Annotated in this window: 14 protein-coding genes and 1 pseudogene; 9 read left to right on the forward strand and 6 right to left on the reverse strand. The window is 60.1% G+C overall.

Features of this window, described 5'->3' with window-relative positions:
- Nucleotides 1-74: 74 nt before the first annotated feature.
- From KUW00_RS05335 to KUW00_RS05345, 3 genes are all read left to right on the forward strand, one after another.
- Entirely contained in the window at nt 75-1,175 is a 1,101-nt protein-coding gene (locus tag KUW00_RS05335; RefSeq protein ID WP_222568454.1) for a restriction endonuclease subunit S, read from the forward strand.
- Nucleotides 1,172-2,614 (forward strand): class I SAM-dependent DNA methyltransferase, encoded by a 1,443-nt coding sequence (locus tag KUW00_RS05340; protein WP_222568455.1) that lies wholly within the window; start codon nt 1,172-1,174, stop codon nt 2,612-2,614. The genes KUW00_RS05335 and KUW00_RS05340 overlap by 4 nt, the downstream gene beginning before the upstream one ends.
- A gap of 81 nt (nt 2,615-2,695) precedes the next feature.
- Entirely contained in the window at nt 2,696-3,862 is a 1,167-nt protein-coding gene (locus KUW00_RS05345) for a restriction endonuclease (RefSeq protein ID WP_222568456.1), read from the forward strand.
- 138 nt (nt 3,863-4,000) lie between these two features.
- Here the strand turns inward: KUW00_RS05345 and KUW00_RS05350 are convergent, their stop codons facing one another.
- Complete coding sequence (locus KUW00_RS05350; protein WP_222568457.1) at nt 4,001-4,432, reverse strand: hypothetical protein; 432 nt, start codon at nt 4,430-4,432, stop codon at nt 4,001-4,003.
- 445 nt (nt 4,433-4,877) lie between these two features.
- On the opposite strand from KUW00_RS05350, the gene KUW00_RS05355 reads away from it, so the two are divergent.
- Nucleotides 4,878-5,534, forward strand: a complete 657-nt coding sequence (locus KUW00_RS05355) for an SOS response-associated peptidase (protein WP_222568458.1) — start codon at nt 4,878-4,880, stop codon at nt 5,532-5,534.
- Nucleotides 5,531-6,103: an META domain-containing protein gene (locus tag KUW00_RS05360; RefSeq protein WP_261391998.1), complete on the forward strand. Its 573-nt coding sequence runs from the start codon at nt 5,531-5,533 to the stop codon at nt 6,101-6,103. The genes KUW00_RS05355 and KUW00_RS05360 overlap by 4 nt, the downstream gene beginning before the upstream one ends.
- 123 nt (nt 6,104-6,226) lie before the next feature.
- Here the strand turns inward: KUW00_RS05360 and KUW00_RS05365 are convergent, their stop codons facing one another.
- The 4 genes and pseudogenes from KUW00_RS05365 to KUW00_RS05385 all read right to left on the reverse strand — a co-directional run bounded on the left by KUW00_RS05365 (nt 6,227) and on the right by KUW00_RS05385 (nt 11,021).
- Nucleotides 6,227-6,952: an anaerobic ribonucleoside-triphosphate reductase activating protein gene (locus tag KUW00_RS05365; RefSeq protein ID WP_222568459.1), complete on the reverse strand. Its 726-nt coding sequence runs from the start codon at nt 6,950-6,952 to the stop codon at nt 6,227-6,229.
- Nucleotides 6,953-7,009: 57 nt separating this feature from the next.
- Nucleotides 7,010-8,944: pseudogene (locus KUW00_RS05375) on the reverse strand (ribonucleoside triphosphate reductase).
- A 353-nt stretch (nt 8,945-9,297) separates the two neighbouring features.
- On the reverse strand, nt 9,298-10,578 hold the full coding sequence (locus KUW00_RS05380) for a Y-family DNA polymerase (RefSeq protein ID WP_222568462.1): 1,281 nt from the start codon (nt 10,576-10,578) through the stop codon (nt 9,298-9,300).
- Nucleotides 10,579-10,580: 2 nt separating this feature from the next.
- Nucleotides 10,581-11,021 (reverse strand): LexA family protein, encoded by a 441-nt coding sequence (locus KUW00_RS05385; RefSeq protein ID WP_089680899.1) that lies wholly within the window; start codon nt 11,019-11,021, stop codon nt 10,581-10,583.
- 394 nt (nt 11,022-11,415) lie between these two features.
- Between KUW00_RS05385 and KUW00_RS05390 the strand changes: the two genes are divergently transcribed.
- From KUW00_RS05390 to KUW00_RS05400, 3 genes are all read left to right on the forward strand, one after another.
- Nucleotides 11,416-12,189, forward strand: a complete 774-nt coding sequence (locus KUW00_RS05390) for a hypothetical protein (protein WP_222568463.1) — start codon at nt 11,416-11,418, stop codon at nt 12,187-12,189.
- 55 nt (nt 12,190-12,244) lie between these two features.
- Nucleotides 12,245-12,808, forward strand: a complete 564-nt coding sequence (locus KUW00_RS05395) for a sugar O-acetyltransferase (RefSeq protein WP_222568464.1) — start codon at nt 12,245-12,247, stop codon at nt 12,806-12,808.
- A gap of 428 nt (nt 12,809-13,236) precedes the next feature.
- On the forward strand, nt 13,237-13,824 hold the full coding sequence (locus tag KUW00_RS05400) for a recombinase family protein (protein WP_222568465.1): 588 nt from the start codon (nt 13,237-13,239) through the stop codon (nt 13,822-13,824).
- A 118-nt stretch (nt 13,825-13,942) separates the two neighbouring features.
- Here KUW00_RS05400 and KUW00_RS05405 read toward each other — a convergent pair whose 3' ends face one another.
- On the reverse strand, nt 13,943-16,453 hold the full coding sequence (locus KUW00_RS05405) for an EAL domain-containing protein (RefSeq protein ID WP_222568466.1): 2,511 nt from the start codon (nt 16,451-16,453) through the stop codon (nt 13,943-13,945).
- Between the two features lie 556 nt (nt 16,454-17,009).
- Here KUW00_RS05405 and KUW00_RS05410 point away from each other — a divergent pair.
- The gene (locus KUW00_RS05410) at nt 17,010-17,633 is read left to right on the forward strand and encodes a GAF domain-containing protein (RefSeq protein ID WP_261391999.1); all 624 of its coding nucleotides are present in this window, start codon (nt 17,010-17,012) and stop codon (nt 17,631-17,633) included.
- Nucleotides 17,634-17,748: the final 115 nt, after the last annotated feature.

The raw sequence follows: 17,748 nt of genomic DNA on the forward strand, positions 1-17,748 counted from the left end.
CCTGAAAGGGGAGAAGTCTTTCAAGGGTGGAGTCCGGCGAAAACAGAAGAAAGCCGCGCTGGACGAGTCGTACCTTGCTGACATTCTCGCGGTCTGAAATCTTTCATGCGTTTTCCCTGGTGGAGCTATCAAGAGCTGCTGTGCTAGAGAAGCAGATTCCAGTGCCTCCACTGGATGAACAACGACGCATCGTCGATAAGATCGAGTCCCTGTTTGCCCAGCTCGACCATGGCGAGGCCAGCCTACGCGATGTGCAGAAGCTGCTGGCTCGATATCGCCAGTCCGTCCTCAAGGCCGCCGTCACTGGACAGCTGACTGTCGACTGGCGAGCTAAGAATGCCGGGCGCCTTGAGTCCGGCAGTGACCTGCTGAAGCGGATCCTTCAGGCCCGCCGCGAGAACTGGCAGGGACGAGGCAAGTACAAGGAGCCGGTAGCACCGGATACCCACGACTTGCCGGAGCTGCCCGAAGGATGGGTGTGGGCATCGGTTGAGCAACTGTCTTTAATGGTTGACTATGGTACTTCTTCCAAGTGCAGCCTTGATCCTACCGGTGTCCCAGTCCTGCGTATGGGGAATATAGTTGACGGATCTTTGGATCTGGATAACTTGAAGTATCTCCCTGGGTCGCACTCGGATTTTCCTAAGCTTTTGTTAAAGAGTGGCGATCTTTTATTCAATAGAACAAATAGTGCTGAGCTGGTCGGAAAGACGGCGGTTTACAAAGGTGTCCCGAAAGATTGCTCATATGCCTCATATTTGATTAGAGTTAGATTTATTGAAGTCGCGCCAGAATACGTCTCTGCGTTTGTTAACTCAGTTTTTGGCCGGCAGTGGGTGAGAAGCGTCGTTAGCCAGCAAGTTGGGCAGGCTAATGTCAATGGTTCAAAATTGAAATCCTTGGTAGTTCCCCTGCCTCCCGCAGCGGAGCAAAAAGTCATCATTGCTGAGATGGATGAGAGATTATCCAAAATGTCAGCTGTAGAGGAATGGTGCCAAACCGAACTCACACGCTCCGAGGCACTGCGCCAGTCGATTCTCAAGGACGCCTTCTCCGGCAAGCTGGTGCCCCAGGACCCCGACGATGAGCCCGCCAGCGAGCTGCTGGCTCGCATCCGCGCCGAACGTGATGCCGCCCCCCCCAAGAAACGCACCCGCAAGAAGGTTACCGCATGAGCAAGGAACAACTCGTCTCCAAGGTCTGGAACTACGCCCATGTGCTGCGTGACCAGGGTGTCTCCTACGGTGACTACATTGAGCAGATCACCTACCTGCTGTTTCTCAAGATGGACGAGGAGAGGGTGGAGCTGCTGGGCGAAGAGACCTGCATTCCCAGCCAGTGGCGCTGGAGGAAGCTGGCGGAGAAGGATGGCGATGATCTGGAGCTTCAGTATCGCCACACCCTGGAGGGCCTGGCACGTGAGAGTGGCCTGATCGGCACTATCTTCCGCAAGTCCCAGAACAAGCTCTCTGACCCGGCCAAGCTCAAGCGCGTGGTCAGCCTGATCGACAAGGAAGGCCCCTGGGTCGGCCTGCAGGTCGACGTGAAGGGCGAGATCTACGAGGGGCTGCTGGAGCGCAACGCCTCCGAAGTGCGCTCGGGCGCCGGCCAGTACTTCACCCCGCGCCCGGTCATCGACGCCATCGTGAAGTGCGTGCACCCAAGGATCGACGAGACCGTATGCGATCCTGCCTGTGGCACCGGGGGCTTCCTGCTCTCCGCCTTCGAGCACATGAAGACCCAGAGCCAGGATCGCGAGAAGCTACGTCAGCTCAAGCATAACGCCCTGCACGGCGTGGATATCGTCGATGAGGTGGTACGGCTGTGTGCGATGAACCTCTACCTGCATGGAATCGGGAATGGCGGCAGCCCCGTGCAGCAGGGGGATGCCCTCTCCGGCGACGGTGGCAAGCGCTTCGACGTGGTGCTGACCAACCCGCCCTTCGGCAAGAAGTCCAGCTACAAGGTGGTGGGGGAAGATGGCTCGGTAAGTACCGAGCACGAGAGCTACGAGCGCGAGGACTTCAAGTTCTCTACCTCGAACAAGCAGCTCAACTTCCTCCAGCACATCATGACCATCCTCGACACCCACGGCCGCGCCGGCGTGGTACTGCCCGACAACGTCCTGTTCGAGGCTGGCCGGGCGGGCGAAGGCATCCGCAAGCGCCTGCTGGTGGGGTTCAACTTCCACACCCTGCTGCGCCTGCCCACCGGTATCTGGTACAGCCCAGGCGTGAAGGCCAACGTGCTGTTCTTCGATAAGCGCCCGGCCAGCCGGGAGGCGCAGACCAGGGAGCTGTGGGTCTACGACTACCGCACCAACATCCACAAGACACTCAAGACCAAGCGGCTGACCCACGCCGACCTCGATGACTTCGTGCGCTGCTACCACGAGCGCCAGGAGACCGAGCGCTTCCGCCGCTTCAGCTACGACGAGCTGATCCAGCGCGACAAGCTCAACCTGGATATCTTCTGGCTCAAGGACGACAGCCTGGAGGACATCGACAGCCTGCCGGAACCGGACGTGCTGGCCACCGAGATAGTCGAAAACCTGGAGGCCGCCCTGGAGCAATTTCGCAGCGTTAGTGCGGAACTGGCGGGGGAAGTGGAGTAAGCCAGATTGCAGGCGCCTGGTTGCCACCACGCGGTGATACGGGCGCTTTAGCCGTTTGAGATATCCACAGGGAGTTTCTTGATGAAGAAGGTAAGGACACCGCTCTTTCCCACCTATGCGCAGGCAGCGGCGCTGATTAAAGCGTCCACAGGCACACCGCCCAAGGCCGTGCGTGACATGATCACGGCCATTCACGATCAGACCGGGACGCCGCAGAACCCAGTCGACTGGTCAGACCCCGATACCTGGATCATCGAACGTCTGGAGGGGGACCATAAAGCGCTGGCCCTGAAAATCTGGCAAACCGATAACCACGTGATGAACCCTCGCCACAGCTATGGCAGCTGGATGTTCATCAACAACTACACTCTGATGGAAGCTGATGATCAGGGTTGTTGGAAGCCAACAGAGCGTGGTGAACAGTTCTTGCAGGGGGAAGACGAGACATTGAGGCAGCTGGATGGTGAGGAAGGGCTGCTGACGGTTCTTGAGCTCCTGTCCGGCTTTGAAATGGCGAAACGCAGCGACATCCTGCCCGAGTGGATGTCCTACCTGCACAAGGTGTCCAACTTTGCCTCCGAGTCGTCCTGCAAGACCACACTGCATCAGCGGTTCAGCAATCTCGTGGACCGGGGCTTGGTTGAGCGCCAAGGGAATCGCTACCAAATCACTCCTGCAGGCCTAGCCTGGCTGAAGGGGAGCTTGCCGAAGCGGCCAGACGACCCTCGCAAAGCCATCATCGATGGAGTGAATCGCTATAACCAGCAGCAGAAGCAGCAGCTGAGGGACTACCTCGGCAAGATGGACCCCTATCAGTTTGAAGCTCTGATCGGTGAGTTGCTGCGAGCCATGGGCTATGAGGACGTCGAAGTCACCAAGGCCTCCGGCGACAAGGGCGTCGACGTCGTAGGCAGTGTGCAGGTGGGCATCACGACGATCACCGAGGTTGTCCAAGTCAAACGTCAGCAGGGCACTATCACCCGCCCAGTGGTCGACCAGCTCCGCGGAGCGCTTCCCTATCACAAGGCGATTCGGGGCACCCTGATGACTCTTGGGAAGTTCGCCAGCAGCTGTGAGCAGGCAGCGCTCTTCCCTGGTGCAGCCCCCATCACGCTGATTGATGGAGAGCGGCTGATCGAGATACTGATAGAAAATCAGGTAGGGATCCGAAAGAGCCGCCCTGTTGAGCTGCTTGAGCTCGATGTCAGCGCCTTTGATCTATCGGAAGGCGTAGAAGACGCAGGGTAAGGGAATGGGAGGCCAGATGCTCTGAGGTTTTTTACTAATCTGGTGGTCAATCATGGACCCCGACACCTATGGACAACGCGCACCGGCACTGGAGCGATGCCTGTTAATCCGGTGCGCTGACTGAAATAGCTGGCGAGATTATGTGGCTACAGAGCGGATGGACTTTTGACTACTCCATTGCATGGCGGCTGAAGTTTCAGGTACGCAAACTACCAGTGCTCTAATCTCCATCGTCCAGTCTGACTCCATTTGTGCTCTCACATTGAACTTGTGTGTGATCTTGTCCTCAGCTCTATCTGCCTTCATGTCTATTGCTGGGGAGAATCCCAGGAAGTCGTCCTTATCACCTCTGGCTGCGCGCTGAAGGAAAACTCGTTGCCAGTTGGGCTGGACGCTGTATACATCCATTGTGTCATCAACTTCATAGAGTGCAATGGTGGTCTTGTATGAAAGACCAAGCTGTCTTTCCAGTGCACTAAATTCTATGATGGCGGTAACGTCGATATTAAAGTCAGTGTTGTGAATTGCAGCAGTTGGACTGGAGATGACTACCGACTTGATATAAGGCATGGCTTCGGCCTCCCGGCAACACCCCGATGTGGGGCATTTTCAGAATAGCCAGTGCGGAGAAGACTGCCTCTTTTTTTGCGAGTATGGCGTGTCATCTGGGACGAAATCCCTCACCAGGTCCGGAAATCGCTTTGGTGGACCGGACTCGACGGCGGGGCGGTATCGTTCCTGCGTTACGCTCGTATCCGCAGCCGCGCCGACCTGGTGAAAACCTGGAAGGACGGAGACATCGAGTGTGGGCGAGCTCATGGGATCGGTGCCAATCGGCAACTGGAGATACGCCAATAGTGGAGAGCACCCGCGAGCACGGGGAGGCCTACCCGCCAAGGGCCAGGCTTCTCGAGTTGCCCATGGACGCAGAAGCCGCGTTGCTTAAACTGCAGTGAACTACAGGACATTCTAAATTGCAGATCATCGCGAGCCTTCTGCTGAAAGAGGTGTGATTATGTGCGGTCGCTTCGCTCTCTACTCCGACTTCCCCAGCCTGGAGCGCTCGCTAAAGCTGCCGCTGTCCGAGGGTGAGCTGACGCCTCGCTACAACGTCACGCCGGGCACCTGGATTTCGGCGGTGCGTCGGCATGAGTACGGTGGTCAGCTGAGCCTTGATGCGCTGTGGTGGGGTTACCGGCCTCACTGGGCGGATGACAAAGCCCCGCAGCCCATCAACGCCACCGTCGAGAAGGTTGCCACCTCACCTTACTTCCGCGGTGCCTTCGTCCATCACCGCTGCCTGGTGCCGGCAGACGGTTGGTACGAGTGGCTAGTCGTGGACGGCCGCAAGCAGCCCCACTACCTGACCCGCGGCGACGGCGAGCCGCTGTGGTTCGCCGGAATCTGGACCGAGCGCCCGGACGGCAAACCCGGTTGCGCCATCCTCACCGAGCCCGCCCGCGGCGTTGCCAAGGTAATCCACCCGCGCATGCCACTGATCCTGGATCAACAGAGCCTGGAGCCCTGGCTCGATCCCGGCCTGACCGACCGCGAGACGATCCGCCACCTGGTTCACCACCTTCCTCACGATCGGCTGACCCACTGGCCGGTAAGCCCGAGGGTCAACAAGCCGGTGGAGGATGATCCGGCGCTGATCGAGGCGGAGCGATGAAGCATGATCGTGTGCAGGCGGTGGGCACATTCGGCGGCTCGCTATTTCATCACAAGACTCGGAACCTTATGCCGTGGGATGGTCTGATAGTCCTCATGAATGGCAATGGAGTGACCACGATGAAACAGAAGTATTCGCTTGCGGCACTGCTGGTCGGCACCCTGGCTCTTGCCGGGTGCGCCGGGTTTGATGCGACCTCGGGTGATACTGCCAATGAGCCCCTGGAGAATACCTACTGGAAGCTGGTGACGGTGGGTGAGCGCCAGGCGGTGACCATCGATGAGGCGCGCGAAGCGCATCTGGTGCTGCATGCCGATGACGCCCGCCTGGCAGGCTCCACCGGTTGCAACCGCATGATGGGTGACTATGAACGCGACGGCGATCGGTTAACTTTCGGTCAGCTTGCCACCACCATGATGGCCTGCCCTGGCGAAGTGATGGAGCTCGAACGAGAATTTCTCGATGCGCTCGGCGACATCACCAACTGGCAGGTTGAGGGCGAAAACTTGACGCTCGTCGGTGAAGAGGGCGAGGCACTTGCCCGCTTCGAGGCGGTGCATCTCCAATGAGCTGAAGTGGCTCCCGCCGCTCGGGCTAGATGCCAAGGTGTTCTCAGTCTAGGTGTTTAGTCCCTAGGTGTAATTGCCCATGGTACGAACCATTGGCCGAGAAGAATCCATGGCTCAAATACTTCATAAACGCAGTTCCAGATGCCGGAAGGCGGGCTGCAGGCGCTCCACGAGCGCCTGCAGATCGGCAGTCGAGGGGGCCCGCATCACTGGGCGAGCATAGGCCTCGTCCAGGCACTGCCCCGTGCGTGCTACCTGGATGGCATAGCGCTCCACGCCCTGTGAGGCGAGGTCCAATGCCAGGCCGTCCAGGTCCTCCAGATCGAAGTCGCGCCAGTGGACCGTGGTGCGACATTCGAATGTGATGCCACTCGCCAGCAGCTGGGCCAGGCTCTCCTGATGGGCGGCGCCCATGCCGAGTCGACCGACGATGGCGTCGAACTGCGTGGCAGGTCCCTTCACGTCCAGCCCCACCCAGTCGAGATAGGGCAGCATCGCGGCCAGGCGCCGAGGGTAGACACCGGAGGTGTGCAGCCCGACCTTGAAACCCAGGGCGCGAACCCGCGCGGAGGCTAGCGGCAAGTCGGCGTGTAATGTGGGCTCGCCACCGCTGAACACCACCCCTTCCAGCAGGCCTCGGCGCGTGTCCAGAAAGGCCTCGACCTGCGCCCACTCATCGGGTTTGGCCCTTCTCGGTTCGAGCATCTGCGGGTTGTGACAGTAGCCACATCGCAGGGGACAGCCCTGCAGGAAGATCACACAGGCCAGGTGGTCGGGGTAATCCAGGGTGGTCATAGGGGTCAGGCCGGCCACGGGCAGCTGCGGCCGGCTTAGTTCGGGATCAGACATTGGTGCTTTCCAGGCAGGCGCCCCGGGGTTGGCGGGGCGCCAGGGGTGGCGATGGCGTTATGCGTGGGCGGTCGATTCGTGGAAGTGCCGACGCTCGCGGTGCTCGGCCTGCTTGCCGTGGTTGAACTGGCTGACCGGGCGGTGATAGCCCATCACCCGGGTCCAGACCTCGCAGCGTTGGCGCTGTTCGGTGGGCAGGGTCTCGACGGTATGGCGCATGGGATGCTCCTTTTTCATGGTTGTCGGGTGTGACGAGGGAGAGGTACCTCAGGCCGTGGCATCGGTTATTGAGGCGTGCTGTGCCAGAAGTGCCTCGTCGCACTTCGGGCAGAACTCGTGTTCGCCGGCCAGGTAGCCGTGCACCGGGCATATCGAGAAGGTCGGTGTCACGGTCAGGTAGGGCAGGCGGAAGCGGGACAGCGCGGTGTGCACCAGCTGCTTGCAGGCCCTGGCAGAGGAGAGTCGTTCGCGCATGTAGAGGTGCAGCACGGTGCCGCCGGTATAGCGAGTCTGCAGCGGATCCTGGTGCAGCAGGGCCTCGAAGGGGTCGTCGGTGTGGCCCACCGGCAGCTGGCTGGAGTTGGTGTAGTAGGGCGCCTGCGGTGTGCCGGCCTGGAGGATGCCGGGGAAGCGCTTGAGATCCTCCTTGGCGAAACGGTAGGTGGTGCCCTCGGCGGGGGTCGCCTCCAGGTTGTAGAGGTGGCCGGTGTCCTCCTGGAACGCCCGCATCCGTTCGCGGACATGCTCAAGTAGTTCCAGGGCGAGCTGCTGCCCCTCGGGGTCGGCGATATCGAAGCGGTCCTCGAAGAAGTTGCGGACCATTTCGTTGAGCCCGTTCACGCCCAGCGTGAAGAAGTGGTTGCGCAGGGTCCCCAGGTAGCGCTGGCTGTAGGGGTAGAGGCCGTCGTCCATCCACCGCTGGATGCAGTCGCGCTTGATTTCCAGGCTGTCGCGACCCAGTTCGAGCAGCCGGTCCAGTTCGGCATAGAGCCCCGTCTGGTCGCCGGCGAAACGATGCCCCAGGCGCGCGCAGTTGATTGTCACCACGCCCAGCGAGCCGGTCTGCTCGGCGCTGCCGAACAGGCCGTTGCCGCGCTTGAGCAGCTCACTGAGGTCCAGCTGCAGCCGGCAACACATGGAGCGCACCATGTGGGGTTCCAGGTCCGAGTTGAGGAAGTTCTGGAAGTACGGCAGCCCATACTTGGCGGTCAGCGCGAAGAGCCTTTCGGCGTTGTCGCTCTCCCAGTCGAAATCATGCGTGATGTTGTAGGTGGGGATCGGGAAGGTGAACACACGGCCCTGGCAATCTCCCGCCTCCATCACCTCTAGATAGGCGCGGTTGAGCAGATCCATCTCGGCCTGCAGCCCGCCGTAGGTGAAGGGCTGCTCCTCGCCGCCTATGACCGGGACCTGGTCGCGCAGGTCCGCCGGACAGGTCCAGTCGAAGGTCAGGTTGGTGAACGGCGTCTGGCTGCCCCAGCGTGACGGCACGTTGAGGTTGTAGATGAACTCCTGCACTGCCTGCTTCACCGCCGGATAGTCGAGCCGGTCACGACGCACGAAGGGCGCCAGGTAGGTATCGAAGGAGCTGAATGCCTGGGCGCCGGCCCACTCGTTCTGCAGGGTGCCGAGGAAGTTGACCATCTGCCCCAGTGCGCTGGAGAGGTGGCGGGGCGGGGCGCTCTCCGCGCGGCCCGGCACCCCGTTGAAGCCCTCGACCAGCAGGGTGCGCAGCGACCAGCCAGCGCAGTAGCCGCTGAGCATGTCCAAGTCGTGGATGTGCAGATCGCCCTCGCGATGGGCCTCACCCACCGCGGCGGGGTAGACCTCGTCGAGCCAGTAGTTGGCGATTAACTTGCCGGAGGCGTTGAGGATCAGCCCGCCCAGGGAGTAACCCTGGTTGGCGTTGGCATTGACGCGCCAGTCGGCACGCTGCAGGTATTCGTTGACCGTCGATGCCACGCTGACGGTGCCGGACTGCAGGCTTCCCATGGAGTACCCCTTCATTGTGTGTATCACTATATGTGGTGAAATATAGATCCATATACACCATATGTTGTGTCAGTGAAGGGTAGGCGCCCTACAGCCACGAAGAAATGACCCAGGTCAGGAAAAGGAGATCCTGTTTGCTGCTCGTCCTGCCGGTGGCGATGTCTCCTAGGTGAGATTCAGGGAAAGAGGCTGAAATCGGTCACGATGAAACGGTATGGCCGGTCACGAACGATTGGAACGGGCGGTCACGACGGCGCGGAATACGCAGCCTGAGCATGCTCGGCCCCAGAGGACTGATCGGCAGCTATGGTGAGGTGTTTAGCGGTGCCGCGGTCGAGATCTGAGACGCTTCGCTACTTGGCCTTCGCGCTGGGCAGCTCCGGCCAGCGGGTGCTCCACCGTGGCGAGCGATTGGCACAACGCAGGTGCCAGGCCGCGTTGGGGCTGGGCATCCCAAGCTTGACGGTGCCACGCCCCATGCGCTGGTTGAGGGCATCCAGGGTCGCCATCAGTTTCTCGCTGCGCTCCCGCTCCGCGGCACTCTGATGTGTGTCGAGCAGCGACATCTGCTGACGGTTGGCGTCGATCAGGTCGATCAGCATCACCCCTGCCTTCATGAAGCGGTAGTGGGGCCGATAGATGGCAGCGAAGGCCTGGCTGACGGCGTGCAGGACCTCGCGGCTGTCGTCGGTGGGCCGCGTCAGCTCGACCACGGCCCCCGGCGAATACTGTGGCAGGTCCGGCCGATGGCGGTTGGTCTTCAGGAAGACGTAGACGGCCCGGGCCAGGCTGTCCTGGGCGCGTAGCTTCTCGGCACCGCGCTGTCCGAACTGGCGCAGCGCCTCGTGGATCTCGGTCCGGTTGTCGGTCAGCTTGCCGAAGGAGCGCGAGGTCATGATACGCTGGCGGGGCTCGTCGGCGTCATTCATCTCGATGCAGGGAATGCCACGCAACTCCAGAGCGGTGCGCTCCAGGGTCACCGAGAAGCGCCGGCGCATCTCCTTGGGCTCGGCCTGCGCGAGGTCCCAGGCCGAGCGGATCCCCATTAGAGCCAACCGCTCCACCAGCCGGCGGCCCACACCCCAGATGTCACCCAGCTCGGTATGCCGCAGCAGGTTCTCCATCTCGGTGCTATCCACCGATAGCACGCATACCCCCCGATAGGCCGGCACCTTCTTGGCCGCCCGGTTGGCCAGCTTGGCCAGGGTCCGTGTGGGGGCCACCCCGACGCTCACCGGAATGCCGGTGAATCGCCGCACCTTGCAGTGAAGCTCCCGGCAGTGGGCCAGCAGCTGGTCGTGGCCAAAGCCGTCGAAGCGCACGAACATCTCGTCGATCGAGTAGGGCTCCACGCCGGCGGAGAACTCCTCCAGCACAGACTGAACACGGGCCGACATATCGCCATACAGCTCGTAGTTGGAGGAGAGCAGGTGGATGCGCCCCTGCCGCAGCAGCGCCTTCAGCTCGAAGGCCGGGGTGCCCATCTCTACTCCCAGCGCCTTGAGCTCGTTGGAGCGGGCGATCACGCAGCCATCGTTGTTCGACAGCACACCGACCGGCAGCCCCTCCAGCCGGGGCTGGAAGACCCGCTCGCAGCTGACGTAGAAGTTGTTGCAGTCGATCAGGCCGATCATGGCTACACCGGGTACTCGTGGATTACCGAACGCACCACGCCCCATATCTGGCAGTCGAGGTCCTCCAGCGGGATAGGCGGATAGGCCGGGTTCGCCGAGCAGAGATAGGGCTGCCGCCCCTTCAGCTGGTAGCGCTTTACGGTGATCTCGCCCTCTACGAGCGCCACCAGGATGTGGCCTGGCCGGGGTTCGATAGAACGATCGATCAGCAGCAGGTCGCCGTCGTGGATACCCAGGGAGTCCATGCTGTCGCCGGTGACGGTCATGAAGAAGCTGGCCGAGGGTCGCTTCACCAGGCGCTCGTTGAGGTCCAGGGTCCGCCCCTCGTAGTCCTGGGCCGGGCTCGGGAAGCCAGAGATCCCGGCCCGCGTCCGCGCGAGGGGGTGTGGCAATGCCATAGGCGGCGGTGCCGGATCCGCGGGGGTGAATTTGGCGTGTGGCATGGTGGGCTCCTTCCGATACCTGATATTTATACAGTATCAAGCAGGAGGCGCGGCCTGCCAAGCCCATGCACCACGAAGGTCGCGAGCAGGCTCAGCATGATACTGCTAACCTGACTGAGGATTAGGCATAGCAAGGGAATGCGAAATGGAACCTCATACCCGCCAATGTAAAAGCCCTTTACTGGTTCCGGTGGTATGTCAGCTCACGACCCAAAGCGGACATGCCGGCAAAGACAGCAAGCGCGTTTATTGGTGTTATGTAGCCACGTCGACGAAAGTGCATATAAAAATCAATGGGTTGGTGTGCAGGTATAAGAATGTTGAACGCGCGTGATCGTTCAAGTCAATAAACGAGCATGCTGTCTAATAACTGTTGAGCAGAAGGAGCTGAAAAGTGCTGATTCTCAAATTAACGGTCGTGCCGCTGTTCATCGCCGCCGTAACGCTTGCCGGCCGCCGGTGGGGGGCGGGTGTTGCTGGGTTGCTCGGGGGCTTTCCCATCGTGGCAGGGCCCATAGTCGTATTCGTGGCTCTGGAACACGGGGCCGACTTTGGCGCCGTTGCCGCAATTGCGGCAATCTCTGCTATCGCTGGATTGCTGGTTTTTGGCGTTGCCTACTGCTGGGCAAGTACTAAGTGGTCTTGGCCGGTGGCATCAGGCTGTGGTGTTGCTGCATGGATTGTAGTGGCTTTTGGCTTGGCGGCGCTTCCTGGGGCCCCGGAGGTCGCTCTGGCAGTGGCCGTCGCGTCTCTTCTTCTAGCGCCAAAGGTGCTTCCAAACACCACGCCCCTGGTAGGGCGAAGCCCAGCCTCTAATGATCTGCCCTATCGTATGGCCACGGGAGCGCTTCTGACGCTCGGTGTAACCGCTGCCGCAGCATCGCTCGGGGAAGTTTGGAGCGGGCTTTTGGCCGTATTCCCGATCATTGGTCTCGTGTTGGCTGTCTTTACGCATCGGGCGGATGGGGCGTATCAAGTTGCTCATATGTATCGCGGAATGGTGCGCGGCCTTTACTCTTTCGGCGCCTTCTTCCTCGTGCTGGCCCTCCTTTGGCCCCGAGTCGAGTTTTGGAGTGCGCTTGCTCTCGCGGTAGGGGCGGGTGTCTGTGTTCAGGCGATAGTGCAGTGGCTTGTGCTGCCCAACAAGACGCTCCAGCCGACACGCTGACGCGCGCGGCTGAGCTTTTGCGTTATGAGTAGATTGGTCTTGGAGTCCAAGTTTAATGTCAGAAAAAGAAAAAATGTTAGCAGGTAAGCTTTATGATCCAAGTGATGAAGAGTTATTAAAGCTAAGATTGAACGCTAGACTGTTAACTGAAGAGTTGAATACAACCTCTGTCGAGTTTCATCAAAAGCGTGTTGAAATAATTAGAAATTTGTTTGGTACAACAGGTGACAATATTCACATTGAATCTTATTTCAATTGTGACTACGGCTCTAATATTCATGTTGGTGATAATTTCTATGCTAATTTCGGCTGCGTGATTTTGGATGTTGCGGAAGTAAAATTTGGTAAGAACTGTTTACTAGCACCTCAAGTTGGAATTTATACTGCGACACATCCCTTAGACCCAATCGCGAGGAACAGTGGTTTAGAGCTAGCGAAGCCAATAAAAATTGGTGATAATTGTTGGATAGGTGGTCATGCGGTTATCAACCCTGGCGTGACCCTTGGGAACAATGTGGTGGTAGCCTCTGGTGCAGTGGTAACGAAGAGTTTTGGGGACAATGTCGTAATTGGTGGTAACCCAGCGAAAGTGTTAAAAGAAATCAGCGTTAAGCCATAATTTACTCATAACAAAGCATTTAAGAGTGATTCCCAACGCTTGGTATTTTTCATTCCATCGTTGGGTTTTATGTTTACGGTGGTATGGTTGGGTTTCGTGGTAGCGTTGCTCACACCTTAATGCGGCGTTATATCAGCTCTGGCTGAATGTCCGTTTCTGGCCGATAGCGGCTGTATGCAATATGGTCGTTTTCTTTACGCTCGCCGACCGCCTCTCCAGGAGACCCTGGAGGGGCGGTTTCCGTAAAGAAGCCACGCAAACCTTGGCGTGTACAGAAAACGGGCGTTCTCCCCCCCCCCCGCTGCTGCGAGGCTGTCCAGAAAACGATCATTAGACGGCCAAGTCGGGCATTGTCCGAGAATTGGCTTGTTCGATAAGTTTTCGGACAATAAGATAGCCGGACGGATAAACGGACAAAAGGGCGGTCCATGGCACTGATCGGCTATGCGCGGGTCTCGACGGCGGAGCAGGACTCCGCCTTGCAGACCGATGCGCTTCACAAGGCAGGGTGCGAGCGAATCTTCGATGACACCGTCTCTGGGGCCAAGGCGGAACGCCCCGGCCTGACGGCGGCCCTGGAGTTCCTACGCGACGGGGATGTGCTGGTCGTGTGGCGACTGGATCGCCTGGGACGCTCGCTGCCGCATCTGATCGAGGTCGTCAGCACCTTGGAGGCGCGTGGTGTCGGCTTCCGGTCACTGACCGAAGCCATCGACACCACCACCCCCGGTGGGCGGCTGATCTTCCACGTGTTCGGCGCCCTGGGTCAGTTCGAGCGTGACCTGATCCGCGATCGCACCAAGGCGGGGCTGGCTGCTGCCGCCGCCCGTGGGCGTAAAGGGGGGCGCAAGCCCGTCGTCACCGACGACAAGCTGAGGAGGGCAAGGGAACACCTGGCCAATGGGTTGAATGTCCGCGAGGCCGCCGCCCGGATCAAGGTCAGCAAGACGGCTCTCTATGCCGCCTTGAAGGCCAGCCAGTCCGATGTCTCAGGCCGCAGTGCAACCGTCTCCTGACACGCCGTGCGGTCGCCGCCGGCCACCTGGAGCGTCGGGTAGGCCGGCACATGGCCGTTTTAAGCGAATTGGCGATCGTGAAGGCGGGCTTTGCCCCGACTCTCGGTGACTTCTAGCTCTACTGGTGAGCTGGAAGGCGGGGTACGGAGGTCAGCATGGCATGGAACTCCTCGGAGGGCACCGGCCGTCCAAACAGATACCCCTGGTAGATGTGGCACCCAAGATCCTTGAGTGTCGAGCGCTGCACCTCCGTTTCGACCCCCTCTGCGACCACCGACATCTCCAGGCTCTTGGCGAGGGTGATAATGGTTGCGGCGATAGGCGTCGAGTGGGCGTCTCGGCTGAGATCGCGGACGAATGCGACGTCTATTTTGAGCGTATCCAGAGGAAGTGACTTGAGGTAGGCCATGGAGGAGTAACCCGTACCAAAATCATCCAGCGCGAAGTGGATACCGATACGTCGCAGCTGGGTCATTTTCTCGATGGTACCCTGCGGGTCGTTGAGCAGCAGCGATTCGGTGAGTTCGAGGGTTAGGCACGCTGGCTCGACATCATGGCGGTGGACCGCGGCTAATACTTGATCCACGAAGTCTGGTTGCTGGAACTGACGCACGCTAACGTTGATCGACAGCTTGAGGGCGTACAGTTCGGGTCTTTTTCGCCATCCCCCCAGTATTCGACATCCTTCCTGTAGGACCCAGTCGCCCAGCGGTAGGATAAGGCCACACTCTTCAGCCAGTGGGATGAAGTGCCCGGGAGATACCTGACCACGCGTCGGATGCTCCCAGCGGACCAGGGCTTCAGCGCCGACCACCTGGTGCAGGGCGTCTACCTGGGGTTGCAGGTGAAGACGGAGCTCATCGTTGGCAATGCCCAGTTGCAGCTCGCGTTCGAGCGTTAGGCGATCCTCCAACTCCTTCTCCAGCGTGGGACAGAATAGCCTCGGTGAACCACTGCGCTCGCGTTTCGCTTCCAGGAGGGCCAGACCCGTGCGTTTGAGTAGCCGTTTGGTACCCGCCCTTTGCTGCGGTGAGAAGACCAACATCCCGATGTTGAGGCGGCATGGGTAGGTATGACCGTGAAGACGGTAGTCTGCGCTGAGAGAGGCCGTGACCCGGTCGATGAAGCGCTGTGCTTCACCCTCAGCAGAGGTCCGGTCCGAAGTGGAAAGCGGGGTCAGTAGGGCGAACTCATTGCCGTCGAGGCGCGCCACGAACAGGTTATCGTCGACCCAGCCTCGCAGGCGCCTCGCGAGCTGGCGGAGCAGCTCGTCTCCGGCATCCTGACCCAGGCTGTCGTTGAGGAACTTGAAGCGATCGATGTCTAGCAGTGCCAGTAAGGCAAGCGGCGCTTCATCGCTGGCATACGTCTCGAAATCCTCAAGATGCTCCTGCAGTGACCGTCGGTTGGGGAGTTCGGTTAGGGAGTCATGGTAAGCCAGGTAGCGAATGCGTTGCTGTGCCTGCTGCTCAGCAGAGCGATCACTGATCAGGGCGACGTAGTCGCATTCGGCAGTGTCGACATAGCAAACGCGGCTGACGCTGAGCCATGCGGAAAAGTACCTTCCCCCACGGTGCTGAGCCTCGATCATGCCGGTCCACTCACCGCTCTCCTCCAAGGCTCGGCTGATGCGGTGATTCAGTGCCTGGCTATCATCGACATACGACAGCTCCCAAACCGACCGTCCTATGGACTCGTCGGCGTCCCACCCCAGTAGCTTCTCGAACGCCTTGTTGCAGAGCCGAATCCGGGCGCTGTCATCGAAAAGCACGATCCCGTCTCTGATGGCAGAGATGACCTCAAGCAGCCGCGCCCGGGTCATGTGCTGCTGATGTTCGCTGGTAAGCACGCGGCGTTCAACGCGGGTGGCGATGAGCGTCAGCAACGCCATCATCAAGGCGCCTGCGATGATCAGATAAATCAGCCAGTATGAGTGCGTATCCACTGGCGACATCGAAGAGGCGTTGGAGTCGGGCACGAACCAGGCCGCTTGCATGGCAACGTAGTGCATGCCGCTGATGGCAAGTGATACGCATAGCGCCGAGATCAAGGCGCAGCGCCGGGCGCGCTGCCTTCCCCACTCCTGGCGGCACAGGCGGTAGGCATAGACGCTGATGATACCAAGGCCAAGGGCGACACCCAGCGAGACCAGGAACAGTCCCAGGGAGTGGTAGAGCACTGCGGGCATGCTCATGGCCGCCATGCCCATGTAATGCATCAAGCCGGTGCCAACGCCCAGGCCGACGCCGGCCAGAAGCGAGCTGCGATGAGGCAGTTGTTGGCTGGATACCACCAGCATGACCCCCAGGCTACCCAGTACGGCGGGAACCATAGACAGCATGGTGAGCAAGGGCGCGTGAGAGACTGCAAAATCCAGCTGGTAGGCATGCATGCCGGTGAAGTGCATGCTCCATACCCCAAACCCCATGACGCTGGCACCCGTCATCAGCCAGATCCAGCGTGAGCTGATGCGTTTCGCCGTGCCCACGAGCTTGATGATATCGAGGCCGGTGTAGGCGGCGATCAACGCGATCAGCCAAGAAACGACCACCAGGGGGACGTGGTGCTTGCCCTGGATGGCGGCATCCAGAGCGTGTGGGTCGAGCACGAGGTGGGTCAGTAGTGTCATGGAAGGACTATCGGCAGCGACGTCAGGTTATTGAACATCGCCGTGGTGACCATGTGGCCGGCTCACATGCCGTGCAGTCGCTTTCGGAAGATAACAGCAGCGGCGTCATTAGCTCTCGATGGTGGCGTCTGGATGCGTTGTGTCAGGCCTGACGCCTTCAGAGCGGGGGTGGTCCTGGATCGGTATTCGAGGCATGATGTGAGGGTGCTAATGTTCATCCAGTTTGCCCCTGCGTAGACATTGGCACTGTGCCTCTGGCCAAGAGGCGCTTCCCTGAACTGTGCATGCCACAGCCTGCCCCTGGTGTTGCCTTGTCCCCGGCACCAGGGGCTTTCTTGAACAAGCGTCTCCAGGTTGGAGAGCCACTTAAACGAACGTCTGCCCATGGCAGCTTGTTATTGACCGATTGTTCAACCATGCTGGACTGAGACCTGCCAACAGAGCCATAACAATGCTTGGTCATCAGCCCCCCTCCTCGCTGCCACCCAAGGCGGCGGAGGCACCTTTGGTTACCGAAAAGTGCCTGCCAGCATTGGCGCGTGGCAGTACTGCGCTGATGACCACGGAGCACTGGGCAGACGGCGTAGACCGCCTGTTGGCTGAGATTGGCCCGGTCACCGGTGCCAGCCGCGTTTGGATTCTGCAGGTGGTTGAGATCACACCCGCGAAGGTGGTCCAGGATTATGTATTCGAGTGGGCCTCGGCAGAACACCACCAGTTGCGGAGCCACTACCGAGGTCAGCTCTTCGCCACGCCACGTGACGAGCCCGAGTATCAGCGGCTGGTAGAGGAGCGCCTGGCGGGGTGTCGCCACAACTTCTGCACGCCATTGATGCCGGAGGGGCCCATACGGCGTCACCTGGAAAGCCAGTCAACCCTCTCGATGGCCACGGTGCCGATCTTCGTGAACGGTCGCTGGTGGGGCACGCTGGGCGTTGATGACTGCGAACGCGCGGTCAGTTGGGAAGGGCCTGGGCTCGACCTGCTGGAGACGGCGGCGCAGCTGATCGCCGCGGCGCTCTATCGCTACCAGCTGAGCCACCGCTCGCGTCAGGTTGAGCTGTTCCACAAGGTGGCAGACTGCGGCGTCTGGGAGGTCAGCCTGCGCAACGGACGGGTATGGTGCTCCCAGGGCCTCAAGCTGGCGTTGGGCTACCCCGAGACCTACCCGCGGGTGTAAGCGGCCGTTCTGGCGCGTCGTATCCCGAGGTGGCCTGATCTCCTACGCTGATCCCGTCATTTACCGACGGAGAATCAGTTCCCATGTCGAAGCGACGTCACTCTCGCTATCCTGC

Source organism: Halomonas sp. DP5N14-9 (assembly GCF_019802175.1).
GTDB classification, from domain to species: Bacteria; Pseudomonadota; Gammaproteobacteria; order Pseudomonadales; family Halomonadaceae; genus Halomonas; species Halomonas litopenaei.

What these genes read in the sequence shown, in the direction of transcription:
- KUW00_RS05340 (WP_222568455.1), top strand. Translation starts at nt 1,172, where the DNA reads ATGAGCAAGGAACAACTCGTCTCCAAGGTCTGGAACTACGCCCATGTG.
- KUW00_RS05345 (WP_222568456.1), top strand. Translation starts at nt 2,696, where the DNA reads ATGAAGAAGGTAAGGACACCGCTCTTTCCCACCTATGCGCAGGCAGCG.
- KUW00_RS05350 (WP_222568457.1), bottom strand. Translation starts at nt 4,432, where the DNA reads ATGCCTTATATCAAGTCGGTAGTCATCTCCAGTCCAACTGCTGCAATT.
- KUW00_RS05355 (WP_222568458.1), top strand. Translation starts at nt 4,878, where the DNA reads ATGTGCGGTCGCTTCGCTCTCTACTCCGACTTCCCCAGCCTGGAGCGC.
- KUW00_RS05360 (WP_261391998.1), top strand. Translation starts at nt 5,531, where the DNA reads ATGAAGCATGATCGTGTGCAGGCGGTGGGCACATTCGGCGGCTCGCTA.
- KUW00_RS05365 (WP_222568459.1), bottom strand. Translation starts at nt 6,952, where the DNA reads ATGTCTGATCCCGAACTAAGCCGGCCGCAGCTGCCCGTGGCCGGCCTG.
- KUW00_RS05380 (WP_222568462.1), bottom strand. Translation starts at nt 10,578, where the DNA reads ATGATCGGCCTGATCGACTGCAACAACTTCTACGTCAGCTGCGAGCGG.
- KUW00_RS05385 (WP_089680899.1), bottom strand. Translation starts at nt 11,021, where the DNA reads ATGCCACACGCCAAATTCACCCCCGCGGATCCGGCACCGCCGCCTATG.
- KUW00_RS05395 (WP_222568464.1), top strand. Translation starts at nt 12,245, where the DNA reads ATGTCAGAAAAAGAAAAAATGTTAGCAGGTAAGCTTTATGATCCAAGT.
- KUW00_RS05400 (WP_222568465.1), top strand. Translation starts at nt 13,237, where the DNA reads ATGGCACTGATCGGCTATGCGCGGGTCTCGACGGCGGAGCAGGACTCC.
- KUW00_RS05405 (WP_222568466.1), bottom strand. Translation starts at nt 16,453, where the DNA reads ATGACACTACTGACCCACCTCGTGCTCGACCCACACGCTCTGGATGCC.
- KUW00_RS05410 (WP_261391999.1), top strand. Translation starts at nt 17,010, where the DNA reads ATGACCACGGAGCACTGGGCAGACGGCGTAGACCGCCTGTTGGCTGAG.